Origin of the sequence: Flavobacterium ardleyense, from assembly GCF_042686085.1 — a bacterium.
Lineage (GTDB): Bacteria > Bacteroidota > Bacteroidia > Flavobacteriales > Flavobacteriaceae > Flavobacterium > Flavobacterium ardleyense.
The window spans coordinates 679,517-695,484 of the sequence record NZ_JBHUOL010000012.1; the positions used below are offsets into that span (position 1 = coordinate 679,517).

Sequence of the window (15,968 nt, forward strand, 5' to 3'; positions counted from 1 at the left end):
ATCTAATAATGAAAATTAATAACTAGCTATTGAAAATTGATATATGAAATATTTTCCAAGTGAAATCGAAGCCAAATGGCAACAATATTGGGCAGAAAATCAAACATTTGCTGCATCAAACCAATCAACTAAACCGAAATATTATGTGTTAGATATGTTTCCTTATCCTTCTGGAGCGGGTCTACATGTTGGGCATCCGCTTGGTTACATTGCTTCGGATATTGTGGCACGTTATAAAAGACACAAAGGTTTTAATGTTTTGCATCCACAAGGTTATGATTCATTTGGTTTACCAGCGGAACAATATGCAATTCAAACTGGGCAACATCCTGCTGATACAACGCGAATGAACATTGAAGGCGGTGTAGACAAGGCGGGAAATGTTATTCAAGGATATAGAAATCAACTAGATAAAATCGGATTTTCATTTGATTGGAGTCGTGAGGTCCGCACTTCAAATCCTGATTATTACAAACATACCCAATGGATTTTCATCCAATTATTCAATTCTTGGTACAATAAAGACACCGATAAAGCGGAAGATATTTCGACTTTAACGGCTGTTTTCGAAAAAGAGGGAAATGCTACTGTAAATGCGGTTTGTGATGATCATATTTCACCTTTTGAAGGTTCAGAATGGAATGCTTTTTCATCAGAAGAACAACAACAAATACTTTTACAATATAGATTAACCTATTTGGCAGAAACCGAAGTGAATTGGTGTGCTGCTTTAGGAACAGTTTTAGCGAATGACGAAATCGTAAACGGCGTTTCAGAACGTGGTGGACATCCAGTTGTTCGTAAAAAAATGACACAATGGTCAATGCGGATTTCTGCTTATGCCGAAAGATTATTACAAGGTTTAAACGAAATCGATTGGAGTGAATCTATTAAGGAATCGCAAAGAAATTGGATTGGGAAATCAGTAGGAGCACACGTTGAATTTAGAATTCAGAATTCAGAATTTAGAATTCCGGTATTCACTACTCGTCCTGATACAATTTTCGGAGTTACGTTTATGACTTTAGCACCAGAACACGATTTGGTTGCGAAAATTACAACTTCGGAACAAAAAGCAGCAGTTGAATCGTATGTTGAAGCGACTGCAAAACGTTCGGAACGTGAGCGTATGGCGGACGTAAAAACGATTTCTGGAGTTTTCACTGGAGCTTATGCTGAACATCCGTTTACTAAAGAACCGATTCCAGTTTGGATTGGCGATTATGTATTGGCAGGTTATGGAACAGGTGCTGTGATGGCGGTTCCGTGTGGCGATGAACGTGATTACGCTTTCGCGAATTTCTCCAAAGGAACAAACGGAATGCCCGAAATTAAGAATATTTTCAATCAAGATATTTCAGAAGCAGCTTATGGCGAAAAAGGTGGCTTCGAGCTAATAAATTCTGATTTTTTAAACGGATTAGATTATAAAACTGGTACGAAAAAAGCCATAGAAGCTTTAGAAAATATGCAAGCTGGAAATGCTAAAATAAATTACCGTTTGCGTGATGCTGTATTTTCGCGTCAGCGTTATTGGGGTGAACCTTTTCCAGTGTATTATGTGAATGGTTTACCACAAATGATTGATAAAAAAAATTTGCCAATCGTATTGCCAGAAGTAGAAAAATATTTACCTACAGAAGATGGTCAACCGCCATTAGGAAATGCAATAAATTGGGCTTGGGACAGCGAAAAGTGTTATGTGGTTAGTAATCAGTTAATAGATAATGTAACCGTTTTTCCATTAGAATTGAACACGATGCCAGGTTGGGCAGGTTCGTCTTGGTATTGGATGCGTTATATGGATGCGAAAAACGAAGAAGATTTCGCAAGCACCGAAGCCATAAATTATTGGGAAAGTGTCGATTTATATATTGGTGGAAGCGAACACGCAACAGGCCATTTATTGTATTCTCGTTTTTGGAATAAATTTCTAAAAGATAAAGGTTTCGCACCAACAGAAGAACCGTTCAAGAAATTGATCAATCAAGGAATGATTTTGGGAATGAGTGCATTTGTTTATAGGGTTTTGTGGTCAATAAATGGGACTGACGATTTTGATAATTCAATCTTGCCAAATGTTTTAGTTTCTTCATCTCAAAGAAAAGAAATTGAGTTATTAAAGTTAGAATTAAATAAAATTCTTCTTAAGACATATCCAAATCGTAATGATTTACTGGTTAGAGAAATATCTTTTAGCCCTATCCACGTTGATTTATCATTAATCAATGACATTACTAATGAATTAGATATTGAAGCATTCAAGAAACATCCATTATATACGGATTACGCAAATGCAGAATTCATTTTAGAAGATGGAAAATACATTGTCGGTCGTGAAGTAGAAAAAATGTCCAAATCAAAATACAATGTAGTCAATCCAGATGATATTTGTAATGAATATGGAGCCGATACTTTACGTTTATATGAAATGTTTTTAGGGCCGTTAGAACAACAAAAACCTTGGAGCACTTCAGGAATATCTGGTGTTTTTGGCTTCCTTAAAAAATTATGGCGTTTGTATTATGACGAAAATGGTTCGGTTGTTAAAGACGAAGAACCAACGGCTGAAATGTACAAATCGCTACACAAAACCATCAAGAAAGTAACGGAAGATATTGAGAATTTCTCTTTTAACACTTCGGTTTCACAGTTTATGATTTGTGTCAACGAATTGCAACAATTAAAATGCAACCACAGAGCCATTTTAGAGCCATTAGCAATTTTGGTTTCGCCTTACGCACCTCATATTGCAGAGGAATTATGGCATGCTTTAGGTCATTCAGGTTCTGTAGCTTTAGTAGATTTTCCAATTTTCGAACCTAAATATTTGGTAGAATCTGAAAAGGAATATCCGGTTTCGTTCAATGGAAAAATGCGTTTTACTATTAAATTATCTTTGGATTTAAGCGCAACACAAATTGAAGAAATTGTTATGGCAGACGAAAGAACCATTGCACAATTAGCTGGAAATACGCCTAAAAAAGTAATTATTATCCCTGGAAAAATCATTAATTTAGTAGGATAATTAAGATAAATTCATAGAAATTGATTAAAACCCAACATTTTGTTGGGTTTTTTTGTTAAAAATAAAAGGGTTTTGTATTTGAGTAACATGCTGATATTTAAAATTTTATACAATTTTTTTAAAAAAGTGACGTTTATATTTTGAGATTTTATATATTTGAATTTCAAACAATTAGTTTGTAAAACGTATAGTAACATTCTATTAGATTTTATTAACCCCAAATCGATAAACTATGAATAGAAAATTTAGCACACTTGTTTTGCTGTGCAGTAGTTTTATGCTACTACAAGCAGAAGAAGTGAATCAAAATTTTGTTTCCGGCGAAAAATTGTTGGATCAGTTTTCAGTATTAAGAAATAATTCTTTGCCTTATAAAAATTATAAGGTAGTTGAGGAAAATTGGATTGTGAGCTTTCAGTCTAATTTAGGGAATTATGTAGCGCATGAAAAGACGCAAAAACAAGCTACTCAAAAGCAATTAAAAGCAAAGGAGAACACTATTGCTACATTGCAAAGTCAAGTTGTGGCACTTCAGAATACCAATACGGTTTTGTCAGGAGATCTTAATAGTGTTAGTTTTTTAGGAATGGATTTTAATAAAAAATCATTTACCACTTCTGTATGGCTACTTGTATTTGGCTTTCTTGGTCTTTCCACATTTTTATTTTTTAAATTTAAACGTGCTAATAGTATTACTAGCAGTTCAAAATTAACACTGCAGGAGCTGGAAGATGAATATGAATCTTTCCGAAGAGTAAGTATTGAACGAGAACAAGCTATAAAAAGAGATTTCTTTAATGAAATGAAAAAAATAAAAAAGCTAGAAACTGCTTCTTAGATAAATAACCTTCAGTAATGGAGGTTTTTTTATATTTTTATTTTAAAATTGTAACTTTTTTCAAATTCTGCGTATAATAGAGGAACTAAAACTAGTAAGAAATGGAAAAAATTAATTTTGGAAAATACGCCTTCGGTCTTGTCGCTGTTGGAATTGCATTTGTAGCTTTATTAATGTTTGGTTTGCCACGATATAATGTTTGGCAACAAGAAATGGTAGGAAAAGCAGAAATGGCAAAAGCGGAGCAAAATCGAAGAATTTTAGTAGAAGAAGCTAAAGCCAAATTGGAAGCTGAAAAATTAAACGCTCAAGCTGAGGTGGAACGTGCTAAAGGTATGGCCGAAGCAATGAAATTAGAAAATGGAACTTTGAGCGAAACGTATAACCAATATTTATTCATTAGAACCTTAGAAAAATTAGCGGATAAAGGTAGTTTACCGCAAATTATATATGTGCCTACTAATGGAATGGTTCCTGTAATGGATGTTTCTAAAACATCGCCCGTAAAACAAATGCAAAATTAATAGCAATTATCAGACTAAAGAATTGGTGGCGTTTATTACATCCAGTCGATAAATTGTCAATTTGTCATTTGTGTATTTTGGCTTGCAATTTGTAATAGATTATAGTAAATTTAGAAATTAAAGAAAAACAGCTATGTTAGAATATTATATTATGATTGGAGCAATTGCTCTATTCAGTTGGTTGGTCAGTAGAAAACTGAAAAGCAAGTTTGAATTCTATTCAAAAATTACATTGCGTAATGGAATGAGTGGTGCCGAAATTGCAGAAAAAATGTTAGCTGATCACGGTATCACGGGAGTTCAAGTGATTTCTACGCCGGGGCAGTTAACGGATCATTACAATCCAGCTAATAAAACCGTTAATTTGTCAGAAGCAGTTTATAATCAAAGAAATGCAGCAGCAGCAGCAGTTGCGGCTCATGAATGTGGTCATGCTGTTCAACATGCTCAAACTTATCAATGGTTGACTATGCGCTCTAGAATGGTACCAATGGTAAATGTTTCTTCAAGCATGTCGCAGTGGTTAATTATGGGAGGATTGATTTTAGGTTTTGCGTCAAAATCTGGAATTGGTTTTTATGTGGCAATCGCAGGTTTGGTTTTGATGACAATCGCAACTGTATTTAGTTTTATTACGCTTCCTGTTGAATATGATGCAAGTAATAGAGCATTAGCTTGGTTGAAAAACAAAAACATGTTAAGCCAACAAGAATATGCTGGAGCTGAAGATTCACTAAAATGGGCGGCTAGAACTTATGTAGTAGCGGCTTTAGGAGCATTAGCTTCGTTATTGTATTGGGCAGTTAGAATTTTAGGTTCAAGAGATTAAGTACAAAGTTTTTAAAAATATAAAATCCAAATTCCAATTAAGGAGTTTGGATTTTTTTATTTGTGCACTTCTTGAAGTTTTGAATTTAGAATTTCCGTTTTAGAATTTTACAATTGTATTTGTCTTTCAATTTGTTGGTCCAAAGAAATATAGGTTTCAGTTCTCGAAACACCTGCAATAGGTTGAATTTTCTTATTCAATAACAACATCAAATGTTCGTTATCTCTACAGATGATTTTGATTAAAATACTCCAATTTCCGGTAGTATAATGACATTCTAAAACTTCGGGTATTTTCTTTAATTCTTTTACTACTTCCGGATTATTAGATGCTTTTTCTAAATAAATTCCAATGAATGCCATCGTACTATAACCTAAAACTTTAGTATTGACAATGAATTTTGAGCCTGAAATTACGCCTGCATTTTCTAATTTTCGCAAGCGTTGATGAATCGCAGCTCCCGAAATTCCAATTTTATTCGCAATCTGCAAAATAGGCTTTCGAGCATCTTCCATCAAATCTCTCAGGATTTCCTTGTCGATTCCGTCAATTTCAATTTGTAAGTGATTTATCTTCATTTGCTTTTCTTTGAAAGTAAAAATACAAAATTGATTCGAATTGAAACAAAAAATCCGAAATCAATTAAGCTTTCGGATTTTAGAATATAATTTATTTTTTAAACTAAATCTTAATATTAAGTGGATTGTAGCCCAGATATAAGGTATCCATTTCTTTAAATACGATACCATAAGATTCCAATTCTTTCAAAATAGGTTCGTAAACTTCTTTTGTTATTGGCATTTGAACGCCAGGCGTTGTAATTTCTTTATTTAATATTTTTACTGTAGCTATTGCTACTGGTAATCCAACTGTTTTTGCCATTGCTGTGTAGGTTTGATCGTCTCCTAAACAAACCATTGTAGCGTCGATTTGTTTCTTTTCGCCATTTAATTCGTACCCAAATTTATGATACATAACAATCATATCTTTATCATTTGGTTGCAATGCCCAGCTTTCATGAAGAATTTTCTCCAAGATCTGAGCAGGAGTAGCTTTAACTAAACCAATCTTTTTAGTAGGATTAAATAGATCTAATTCTACTAATTTGTCCCAAATGATATCGTCTTGCTCAATTCTTTGAATGTATCGCAACTTAATTTCAACGGTATCTGTGGGGTGGTAAGGTAAAAATGAATTTGTAAATTCACGATATGTCATTTCTTCAGAATTATCGATCGTATAAGAATCATCAGTCATTCCTAGTTGAACTAAGATATCCCAAGCTCTAGAATATCCAACTCTTCTAATTGTTCCACGATAACAGGTTAATGCATTGTCTAAGCCGTAAACGCTTCTGTATTTTAAGGAATCTCTATTTGCATAGGCTTCAAATCTTCCGTAATTTTCTACATCTAAAAATTCAGTTCTTCTGAATAATTTCGAATACGGAATATATTTGTAATCGCCTTCTTGAATAAATTTTGCAGCTCCACCTTGACCTGCTAAAACTACGTTTCTAGGATTCCATGTGAATTTATAGTTCCAAAGATTTGTGTCGCTTTCTGGGGCTACTAAACCGCCACAAAAGGACTCAAATAAGATTACTTTACCGCCTTTAGCACGAATTTCGTCAATTACCTTCATGGCACTCATATGATCTACTCCTGGGTCAAGCCCAATTTCGTTCATAAAAACCAAACCGTTTACTTTTGCAGCAGTGTCTAATTCTTGCATTGCAGGGCTTACATAAGAAGCAGTAACCATGTGTTTTTTGAACACTACGCAATCTCTGGCAACTTCAATATGTAAATGTGCTGGAAGCATTGAAACGACTATGTCTGCTTTCTGAATTTGGGCCTGGCGTTGTGATTCATTGAAGATATCAAACGCAATGGCAGTAGCATTTTTATGATTTTTTGTTTTTTGTTTGGCTAGTTCTTCGGACAAATCGCCAATAGTTATGTGAAGATTTTCCTTTTCAGAATGTTCTAATAAGTATTTTATAAGTGATGATGCTGAACGACCAGCACCAATTACTAAAATATTTCTCATCTTGTAGTGTGTTGTAAATATAACACGAAGATAATAAAATGTTATATTTATGAAAGTTTTTTTCTAATTTATATCTTATTTTAACATTGAAACTTTTATTACCTTTGGTCTCAAATATAAAATAATGGATAAGAAAATTCTTTTAACCGCAGCGATAATAGGTCTTTTGGCAATAGTATTAGGTGCTTTTGGCGCTCATGCGTTAAAAAAGTCACTTTCTTTAGAACAATTACAATCTTTTGAGGTAGGTGTGCGTTATCAAATGTATCACGCTTTGTTTTTATTATTTATTGGAACATTTGCTTTTTTGGATGAAAAAGAACGAATGGTGATATTTTGGTTAACAATTTCAGGAGTGTTGCTTTTCTCAGGTTCTATCTATTTATTAGCGACAAACGGCATTACAAACATGAAAACTAAATTCTTAGGACCAATTACGCCTATTGGAGGATTCTTGTTGATTTCGGCTTGGAGCTACTTGTTTTACACTATTTTAAGTAAAAAACAATAATTTGAAAGGCTATCTGAAATTAAATTTATAATTTTGCACTTTATTAAACATACACATAACACACAACTTATGAATACGAATGCCAATAATACGAAGTCGATTTCGTTAGAAAAATACGGAATCGTTAATGTATCAGAATTAATATACAATCCTTCATATGAGTTTTTATATGAGGAAGAATTAAATCCGGCTTTAGAAGGTTTCGAAAGAGGGCAGTTATCAGAACTTGGAGCGGTTAATGTAATGACTGGGGAATTCACTGGTCGTTCACCAAAAGATAAATACATTGTAAAAGATAGCGTAACAGAAAACACGGTTTGGTGGAATTCTGATAAAGCAGCAAATGACAATAAGCCTATTTCTCAAGATACATGGAATGCATTGAAAGAAAACACGGTTAGTGAACTTTCAGGTAAAAGATTGTTCGTTGTGGATGCTTTTTGTGGTGCAAACGAAAATTCAAGATTGAAAGTTCGTTTTATTATGGAAGTAGCATGGCAAGCGCACTTTGTAAAAAATATGTTTATTCGTCCTACGGAAGAAGAATTAGCTAATTTCGGTGAGCCTGATTTTGTGGTGATAAACGGTTCAAAAACAACTTTCAAGAACTATGCGGATTACGGCCTAAATTCTGAAGTATATGTTGCTTTCAACTTAACCGAGAAAATCCAATTGATTGGTGGTACTTGGTATGGTGGAGAAATGAAAAAAGGATTGTTCTCTATGATGAACTATTATTTGCCTTTACAAGGAATGGCATCAATGCACTGTTCTGCAAATAAAGGCGCTGCTGGTGATGTTGCAATTTTCTTCGGTTTATCTGGAACAGGGAAAACAACTTTATCAACAGATCCAAAACGTGAATTAATTGGAGACGATGAGCACGGATGGGATAATGATGGTGTTTTCAACTTTGAAGGTGGATGCTACGCAAAAACAATCGACTTAAGTAAAGAAAACGAACCAGATATTTATGGTGCTATCAGAAAAGATGCTTTGTTGGAAAACGTAACAGTTGATGCTGGCGGAAAAATTGACTTTAAAGATGGTAGTGTAACACAAAACACACGTGTTTCTTACCCAATTAATCACATTGACAATATTGTAAGACCTGTTTCTAAAGCAGGACATGCTACAAAAGTAATTTTCTTAACGGCAGATGCTTTTGGAGTAATGCCTCCGGTTTCTAAATTGACTCCAGAGCAAACTAAATATTATTTCCTATCAGGTTTCACAGCTAAATTAGCAGGAACTGAAAGAGGAGTAACGCAACCAGAACCAACATTCTCTGCTTGTTTCGGAAAAGCTTTCTTATCATTACACCCTACACAATATGGTGAAGAATTGGTTAAGAAAATGGAAGAGCACAAGGCGACAGCTTATATGGTAAATACTGGTTGGAATGGAACAGGAAAACGTATTTCTATAAAAGACACACGTGCTATTATTGATGCAATTTTAGATGGTTCAATTGAAAAAGCGGATACTAAAGTAATTCCAACATTCAATTTTGTAGTTCCTACATCATTAAACAATGTAAATCCTGAGATTTTAGATCCAAGAGATACTTATGCTTATGCTGCAGAATGGAATACAAAAGCAACAGATTTAGCTTCTAGATTTGTTAAGAACTTTGTACAATATACGGATAATGAAGAAGGGAAAAGTCTTGTTGTGGCTGGACCACAAGTGGGATAATATCCAATTGAATATAATAATGAAAGTCTCGAGAAATCGGGACTTTTTTTATGGCGTATAAATTAAGTGTAAAAAAAATCCCAAACTCTTTTAGAATTTGGGATTTTATCTTTTAAGAACGTTTGGAATTATTTTCCTTTGTTCACTTCGTTGATATATTTTTCTAACGCTCCTGTCATTGAAGGAGTCCCTGGGCTCGGCGCCATGATATCTACTCTAAGACCACAGTCAAGTGCTTCTTTTTGAGTAGAAGGTCCAAAAACAGCAATACGTGTGTCATTTTGCTTGAAGTCAGGAAAGTTTTTGAACAATGATTTGATCCCTGTTGGACTAAAAAACGCTAAAATGTCGTAATACACATCTTTTAAGTCAGATAAATCACTCATTACGGTTTTGTAAAAAGTTGCTTGTGTCCATTCCACCTTTAAGCCATCAAGTGTTTGAGGAACTTCAACATTCAATTGATCAGAAGAAGGTAGTAAGAATTTTTCGTCTTTGTATTTCTTAATCAATGGAGACATGTCTACAAAGTCTTTTTGACCTACATATATCTTTCTCTTTCTGTATACCACATAACGTTGCAAGTAGAACGCAACAGCTTCTGACTGACAAAAATATTTTAAATCTTCAGGTATTTTATAGCGCATCTCTTCTGCCACTCTAAAAAAGTGATCAACAGAATTTCTGCTAGTTAAAATTATAGCAGTAAAGTTGTTTAAATCTATTTTCTGAGCTCTCACTTCTTTTGCAGCAAGTCCTTCAACATGAATAAAAGGTCTGAAATCAACCTTTACTTTCAATTTATTCTGAAGCTCAAAATAAGGAGAATTTTCTACTTTCGGTTCTGGTTGTGAAACTAATATTGTTTTCACTTTCAAATTTGACATATTTCTCTCTAATTTTTTGTAAACCAATTATAAATGAAATAGTACGGAGCTATTTCGAGGGTGCAAAGATACAAAATAAAATAAAATATTTTACGCATCAGCAAATTTTGATATAATTTCAATGCAACAACGTAAGTCGTTAAGTTAATTACGAATAATGCAGCTATTAATATCCAAAAGAATAAATTTGAATCAAATGAGTTGTAAAACAATATGATATTGATGGGGATTAGAATTAAGCCAAAATAAGCCCGGTAGTTTACTTTCAATAAATTAAACTGCTCATTGAACTCTTCCATCTTAAAAGCAGTCGCAATAATCTTTTCAATTAAGAATTTTGACAAGATGAAAACACTTAGAAAAGTAAAAATTTGGATAAAAACGATAAAATCTGCTTTCGATTTCACTTTTCCAAATTGATTCAACACTAAAAGTATGAAAAAAGACAAGGATATAAGTTGAACAAAAAACATAGACATCGTGAACGTACTCATTAGATTACTGCTGTCACGATACATTTTTGTGTACTTGTTAGAATACGCTAAGCGTAAAAACTCGTTAAAACGCACCGATGAAACAGCCTTGTTTACGGCGATAATTCCCACGCAAAAAACAAACAAAATGGTTGCCCAATCTTTGTTTGCAATTATTCGATCATGTAATTCAAATGCTAACATATATTTTGCAAAATTACAAAAAATACTTTCAAAATGATTATTATATAATTATTAAGAATTTAACTGAAGAAATAACTTATTTTTGCAATAAATTAAATCATAAAATGGTTCAAGGAGTTGTCATAATCCCCACTTATAACGAAATTGAGAATATTGAAGCAATCATAACAGCGGTTTTTGATTTGTCCACTTCGTTTCATGTTTTAATTGTGGACGATAATTCTCCAGATGGTACGGCTAGTAAGGTGCGAGAGATGCAAGAGCAGTTTGAAAACAGACTGTTTTTAGAGGTTCGCACTAAGAAATCTGGACTTGGAACTGCCTATGTTCATGGATTTAAATGGGCGCTTTCACGTGGATATGAGTACATTTTTGAAATGGATGCTGATTTTTCTCACAACCCAAATGACTTGGAAAAATTGCTTCTTGCTTGTCAAAATGGAGCAGATTTAGCAATAGGTTCAAGATATTCGAATGGAGTCAATGTAGTAAACTGGCCATTAAGTCGTGTTTTACTATCTTATTTTGCTTCCGTTTATGTTCGAATAATTACTGGAATGAAAATTGCCGATGCAACTGCAGGGTTTAAATGTTATAGAAGAATTGTTTTAGAAACAATAAACTTGGACAAAATTAAGTTTGTGGGATATGCGTTTCAAATTGAAATGAAATACAGAGCCTTTGTCAAGAAGTTTCATATTGTAGAAGTGCCAATTATTTTTACAGATAGAACAAAAGGGCAGTCAAAAATGAGTGGTGGCATCATTCGCGAAGCTGTGGTAGGTGTGATATTATTAAGATTACGAAAAATATTTAATACATTATAATGAATACGTTTTTAATTAGGAATGCTAAGATAGTAAATGAGGGAGTTATTTTTGAAGGTGATATTTTAATTGAAAATGAATTCATCAAAGAAATTGCTGAAAAAATAAGCCCTAAGTCATCTGATTGTATAATTATCGATGCCGAAGGGAGTTATGTAATTCCGGGTGCAATTGATGATCAAGTACATTTTAGAGAGCCAGGTTTAACGCATAAAGGAACTATAGAAACCGAAAGTAGAGCGGCAATAGCCGGAGGGATTACTTCGTTTATAGAGCAGCCGAACACGGTTCCGAATGCAATTACTCAGGAGCTTTTAGAAGATAAATATGAAATTGCTTCCCGAACATCTTATGCGAATTATTCGTTTATGATGGGTGGAACTAACGATAATTTAGAAGAAATTTTAAAAACCAACCCTAGAAATGTTGCTGGGATTAAATTGTTTTTAGGTTCTTCAACAGGAAATATGTTAGTAGACGATAAGGACGTTTTAGAAAAGATTTTTTCGTCTACTAAGATGTTAATTGCTGTTCATTGTGAAGATGAAGCAACGATTAAAGCAAATTTAGAAAAATACAAAGAGGAATACGGCGACGATATTCCTGTAAAATATCATCATTTAATCAGAAGTGCTGAAGCTTGTTATATTTCGTCTTCAACAGCTATTGAATTAGCTAAGAAAACGGGAGCGAGATTACATGTTTTTCATTTATCTACGGCTAAAGAAATGGATTTGTTTACTAATAAAATTCCTTTAGAAGAAAAACAAATAACAGCTGAGGTTTGTGTACATCATTTATGGTTTACAGATGCAGATTATGAAAAAAGAGGCGCGTTAATTAAGTGGAACCCTGCGGTTAAAACGCAAGAAGATAAAGACGCACTGTGGAAAGCTTTGTTAGATGACAGAATTGATGTTATTGCAACGGATCACGCACCACATACTTTGGAAGAAAAATCAAAACCATACACTTCTTCTCCTGCAGGTGGGCCAATGGTTCAACATGCCGTTGTGGCGATGTTTGAAGCACATCATCAAGGTAAGATTTCGGTAGAGAAAATTGTTGAGAAGATGTGTCATAATCCTGCAAAAATTTTCAAAATAGAAAAACGTGGGTTTATTCGTGAAGGCTATTATGCGGATATTGCTATCGTAAACGCTTATTTACCTTGGAATGTAAAAAAGGAAAATATTTTAGCAAAATGTGGTTGGTCTCCGTTCGAAGGCTATAACTTTAAATCGAGAATTACACATACTTTTGTGAATGGAAAGTTAGTGTTTATCAACGGAAAAGTGAAAGACAAAAAAGTAGGACAACGCTTATTATTTGAAAGAACGATATAAATGAAAAAACTATTAATCGTGTTTCTTGGAATTATTATTACTTCCTGCTCTAATAATCCGGTGCCTAAACCGGATAAAATGTTAAGTGAGGAAGTAATGGAGGATATAATGTTTGATGCTTCAATTTTGCAAGTAGCCGGACTTTCTATGGCGCAAACGTTAGCTAAAAATGGTGTGGATCCCAATACCTATATTTATGAGAAATATGAGATTGATAGTTTAACCTATCATCAAAATCAAAAGTATTATGCAGCGGATGTAAAAAAATACAAAAAGATGCATAAGAATGTATTAAAACGTATAGAGGCAATAGAATTAGTTCCAGAAGCTAAAGAAAAGGATTCGCTAAAAAAGGGAAAAACTAAGTCTTTAGCAGATGATCTTAGATAAATAAGATTCTTTTTTCTGGAAATTAAAACCGAGCGTATTTGTTAGTTTTTGTGCTTCGTATAATTCTTTTGAATGTGATGCTTTTGCAGTAGCTCTTGTTAATTTTCTTTTTCTGAAAGCAATTTTTGAAATTAGCCAATCTAATCGCCAACCTAAACTTGTAATTGCTTTTGTGGCATAAATTTTAGGTGGATTTACCTTTAAGATTTCGGCCAGGTAATATAATAAGTCTTTGATGTTTACATTTTCGCCCACAAGTGTAAATCGTTCGCCCGAAATTTCACTGCGCATTAATTGAATCATGCAAAAAGTTACATCTTCAACAGATACAATTCCTATGTTTCCTTTCGTGTAAAACGAACTTTCTTTTTTTACTACTTTAATTAGTAAACCGCTTCCTTTATCAGGGAATCCGTAGCCAAAAATAACGCCTGGATTTACAATTACCACTTCTAATCCTTCCTGAAAACCACGCCAAACTTCCATTTCGGCACCATATTTTGTAATAGCATAATCGCCATGTAATTTTTCAGGATTCCATTCCGTTTCTTCTGTAACTATAGTTTCATTTTCTTTTGTGTCACCAAGAGCCGCTATAGAACTTACGTAGCATAATTTCTTCACTTTAAAATCAATACAACAATTCACGATATTTGCCGTACCTTCAATATTCACTTTTCGCAATTCATCTTCATCATTGGGGTCAAATGAAATTAAAGCTGCGCAATGATAAACTTTAGTTATATTTTCAAATGCAGGTTCTAAAGATGGAATATCTGTAATATCTGCTTTTACCCAGTTGATTTTTTCAAAAAGCGCTTCATGATTTTTAAATATAAAAACCTTTCTTACTTTCTCAATTTGTTTTTCTGTACGATACAATGCTTTGACCTCTTCATTATCTTGAAGAAGTTGTACTAATAAATGAGATCCTACCAAACCTGTTCCACCTGTAACTAAAATCATACTGTAAAAATAGTAAATCTTTTAAACACCGGCTCACTTTTAAAGCTTCAAACTTTTAAACTTTTAAAGTAAAAACTATCTTTGTGCAAATTAAACGAACAAAATGAAAAATTTTATTGAAGAAGTGACTTGGAGAGGAATGCTTCACGACGTAATGCCAGGCACAGAAGAACATTTGAAAGAACAAATGCGTGTGGCATATGTGGGTATTGATCCAACAGCTGATTCATTGCATATTGGTCACTTAGTGGGTGTGATGTTATTGAGACATTTCCAATTAAGCGGTCATAAACCGTTGGCTTTAATTGGTGGTGCAACCGGAATGATCGGCGATCCATCAGGAAAATCTAACGAAAGAAATTTGTTGGATGAGCCTACTTTGCGTCATAATCAAGATGCTATTAAAGGACAATTGTCTCGATTTTTAGATTTTACTTCGGCGGAAGCAAATGCTGCTGAACTAGTAAATAACTATGATTGGATGAAGGATTTTTCTTTTTTAGAATTTATTCGTGATGTAGGAAAACATATTACAGTAAATTATATGATGTCTAAAGATTCCGTTAAAAAGCGTTTGACTGGTGAATCTGCAGAAGGAATGTCATTTACAGAATTCACTTACCAATTGGTACAAGGATTTGACTTTCTACATTTGTACAGAGCAAAAAAATGTACGCTTCAAATGGGAGGAAGTGATCAGTGGGGAAATATAACAACAGGAACAGAATTAGTTCGAAGAATCGAAGCCGGTAAAGCGTATGCCTTAACTTGTCCATTAATTACAAAAGCTGATGGAACGAAATTCGGAAAATCTGAAGGCGGAAATATTTGGCTAGATGCCGAAAGAACATCGCCTTATAAATTTTATCAATACTGGTTGAATACTTCGGATTTAGATGCTGAAAAATATATCAAGATCTTTACATTTTTAGATAAAGAAACAATTGAAAATTTAATCGCAGTACATAACGAAGCACCGCATTTGAGAGTATTGCAAAAGCGTTTAGCGGAAGAAATTACTACAATGGTACATTCTGAAGCTGATTTGGAAAATGCCATCGCTGCATCGAATGCTTTCTTTAGTCCGTCAATGGAGGATTTGAAAAAATTAGATGAAAAAACATTTTTAGAAGTGTTTGACGGAGTACCACAAGCTGCACTTTCAATGAGTGATTTAGAAGAAGGATTAGATATGATTGCTGCGTTAGCTGCGAAAACTAATTTCTTGGCTTCAAACAGCGATGCGAGAAGAGAATTAAAACAAAATGCAATTTCTTTAAACAAGGAAAAGGTAGCAGAAGATAGAATAATTACGAAAGAAGATTTGATTAATAACCAATTCTTGTTGCTTCAAAAAGGGAAGAAAAATTATTATGTAATTAAGGTTAAATAGGT

The 15,968-nt window shown here is 33.7% G+C and carries 15 protein-coding genes; 10 read left to right on the forward strand and 5 right to left on the reverse strand.

The genetic code is table 11. From position 1 onward, the window contains the following. Positions 1 to 43: 43 nt before the first annotated feature. The 4 genes from ACFSX9_RS08810 to ACFSX9_RS08825 all read left to right on the forward strand — a co-directional run bounded on the left by ACFSX9_RS08810 (position 44) and on the right by ACFSX9_RS08825 (position 5,219). Positions 44 to 3,028 carry a leucine--tRNA ligase gene (locus tag ACFSX9_RS08810; protein ID WP_379806735.1) on the forward strand — a complete coding sequence of 995 codons (2,985 nt, stop codon included), beginning with the start codon at positions 44 to 46 and terminating at the stop codon, positions 3,026 to 3,028. Positions 3,029 to 3,260: 232 nt separating this feature from the next. Further along, the gene (locus tag ACFSX9_RS08815) at positions 3,261 to 3,866 is read left to right on the forward strand and encodes a hypothetical protein (protein WP_379806737.1); all 606 of its coding nucleotides are present in this window, start codon (positions 3,261 to 3,263) and stop codon (positions 3,864 to 3,866) included. Between the two features lie 101 nt (positions 3,867 to 3,967). Then, positions 3,968 to 4,390, forward strand: coding sequence for a hypothetical protein (locus ACFSX9_RS08820; RefSeq protein ID WP_379806739.1), 423 nt, complete (start codon positions 3,968 to 3,970; stop codon positions 4,388 to 4,390). Positions 4,391 to 4,523: 133 nt separating this feature from the next. Further along, complete coding sequence (locus ACFSX9_RS08825; RefSeq protein WP_379806741.1) at positions 4,524 to 5,219, forward strand: zinc metallopeptidase; 696 nt, start codon at positions 4,524 to 4,526, stop codon at positions 5,217 to 5,219. 107 nt (positions 5,220 to 5,326) lie between these two features. Here the strand turns inward: ACFSX9_RS08825 and ACFSX9_RS08830 are convergent, their stop codons facing one another. Together ACFSX9_RS08830 and ACFSX9_RS08835 are read right to left on the reverse strand one after the other, a co-directional pair. Continuing rightward, entirely contained in the window at positions 5,327 to 5,797 is a 471-nt protein-coding gene (locus ACFSX9_RS08830) for an Lrp/AsnC family transcriptional regulator (protein ID WP_379806743.1), read from the reverse strand. A gap of 103 nt (positions 5,798 to 5,900) precedes the next feature. Next, positions 5,901 to 7,271: a saccharopine dehydrogenase family protein gene (locus tag ACFSX9_RS08835; RefSeq protein WP_379806745.1), complete on the reverse strand. Its 1,371-nt coding sequence runs from the start codon at positions 7,269 to 7,271 to the stop codon at positions 5,901 to 5,903. 124 nt (positions 7,272 to 7,395) lie between these two features. On the opposite strand from ACFSX9_RS08835, the gene ACFSX9_RS08840 reads away from it, so the two are divergent. Both ACFSX9_RS08840 and pckA read left to right on the forward strand, forming a co-directional pair. Beyond that, positions 7,396 to 7,782, forward strand: a complete 387-nt coding sequence (locus ACFSX9_RS08840) for a DUF423 domain-containing protein (RefSeq protein ID WP_379806747.1) — start codon at positions 7,396 to 7,398, stop codon at positions 7,780 to 7,782. Positions 7,783 to 7,851: 69 nt separating this feature from the next. After that, on the forward strand, positions 7,852 to 9,480 hold the full coding sequence (gene pckA / locus ACFSX9_RS08845; RefSeq protein ID WP_379806749.1) for a phosphoenolpyruvate carboxykinase (ATP): 1,629 nt from the start codon (positions 7,852 to 7,854) through the stop codon (positions 9,478 to 9,480). A 128-nt stretch (positions 9,481 to 9,608) separates the two neighbouring features. On the opposite strand, the gene ACFSX9_RS08850 is transcribed toward pckA, so the two are convergent. Both ACFSX9_RS08850 and ACFSX9_RS08855 read right to left on the reverse strand, forming a co-directional pair. Beyond that, positions 9,609 to 10,358, reverse strand: a complete 750-nt coding sequence (locus tag ACFSX9_RS08850; protein WP_379807073.1) for a uroporphyrinogen-III synthase — start codon at positions 10,356 to 10,358, stop codon at positions 9,609 to 9,611. 17 nt (positions 10,359 to 10,375) lie between these two features. Next, positions 10,376 to 11,044: a DUF4271 domain-containing protein gene (locus tag ACFSX9_RS08855; protein WP_379806751.1), complete on the reverse strand. Its 669-nt coding sequence runs from the start codon at positions 11,042 to 11,044 to the stop codon at positions 10,376 to 10,378. Between the two features lie 104 nt (positions 11,045 to 11,148). On the opposite strand from ACFSX9_RS08855, the gene ACFSX9_RS08860 reads away from it, so the two are divergent. From ACFSX9_RS08860 to ACFSX9_RS08870, 3 genes are read left to right on the forward strand one after another with little or no spacing between them, the layout of a single operon-like run. Continuing rightward, positions 11,149 to 11,871: a polyprenol monophosphomannose synthase gene (locus tag ACFSX9_RS08860; RefSeq protein WP_379806753.1), complete on the forward strand. Its 723-nt coding sequence runs from the start codon at positions 11,149 to 11,151 to the stop codon at positions 11,869 to 11,871. Then, a complete protein-coding gene (locus ACFSX9_RS08865) occupies positions 11,871 to 13,217 on the forward strand; it encodes a dihydroorotase (RefSeq protein ID WP_379806754.1) in 1,347 nt (448 codons plus the stop codon). The genes ACFSX9_RS08860 and ACFSX9_RS08865 overlap by 1 nt, the downstream gene beginning before the upstream one ends. Then, positions 13,218 to 13,607 carry a DUF4296 domain-containing protein gene (locus ACFSX9_RS08870; RefSeq protein ID WP_379806756.1) on the forward strand — a complete coding sequence of 130 codons (390 nt, stop codon included), beginning with the start codon at positions 13,218 to 13,220 and terminating at the stop codon, positions 13,605 to 13,607. Here ACFSX9_RS08870 and ACFSX9_RS08875 read toward each other — a convergent pair. Continuing rightward, positions 13,587 to 14,573 (reverse strand): NAD-dependent epimerase/dehydratase family protein, encoded by a 987-nt coding sequence (locus ACFSX9_RS08875; protein WP_379806758.1) that lies wholly within the window; start codon positions 14,571 to 14,573, stop codon positions 13,587 to 13,589. The two genes, ACFSX9_RS08870 and ACFSX9_RS08875, sit on opposite strands and share 21 nt — an antisense overlap. 103 nt (positions 14,574 to 14,676) lie before the next feature. Between ACFSX9_RS08875 and tyrS the strand changes: the two genes are divergently transcribed. After that, complete coding sequence (gene tyrS, locus ACFSX9_RS08880) at positions 14,677 to 15,966, forward strand: tyrosine--tRNA ligase (RefSeq protein ID WP_379806760.1); 1,290 nt, start codon at positions 14,677 to 14,679, stop codon at positions 15,964 to 15,966. The last annotated feature ends 2 nt before the right edge of the window (positions 15,967 to 15,968 follow it).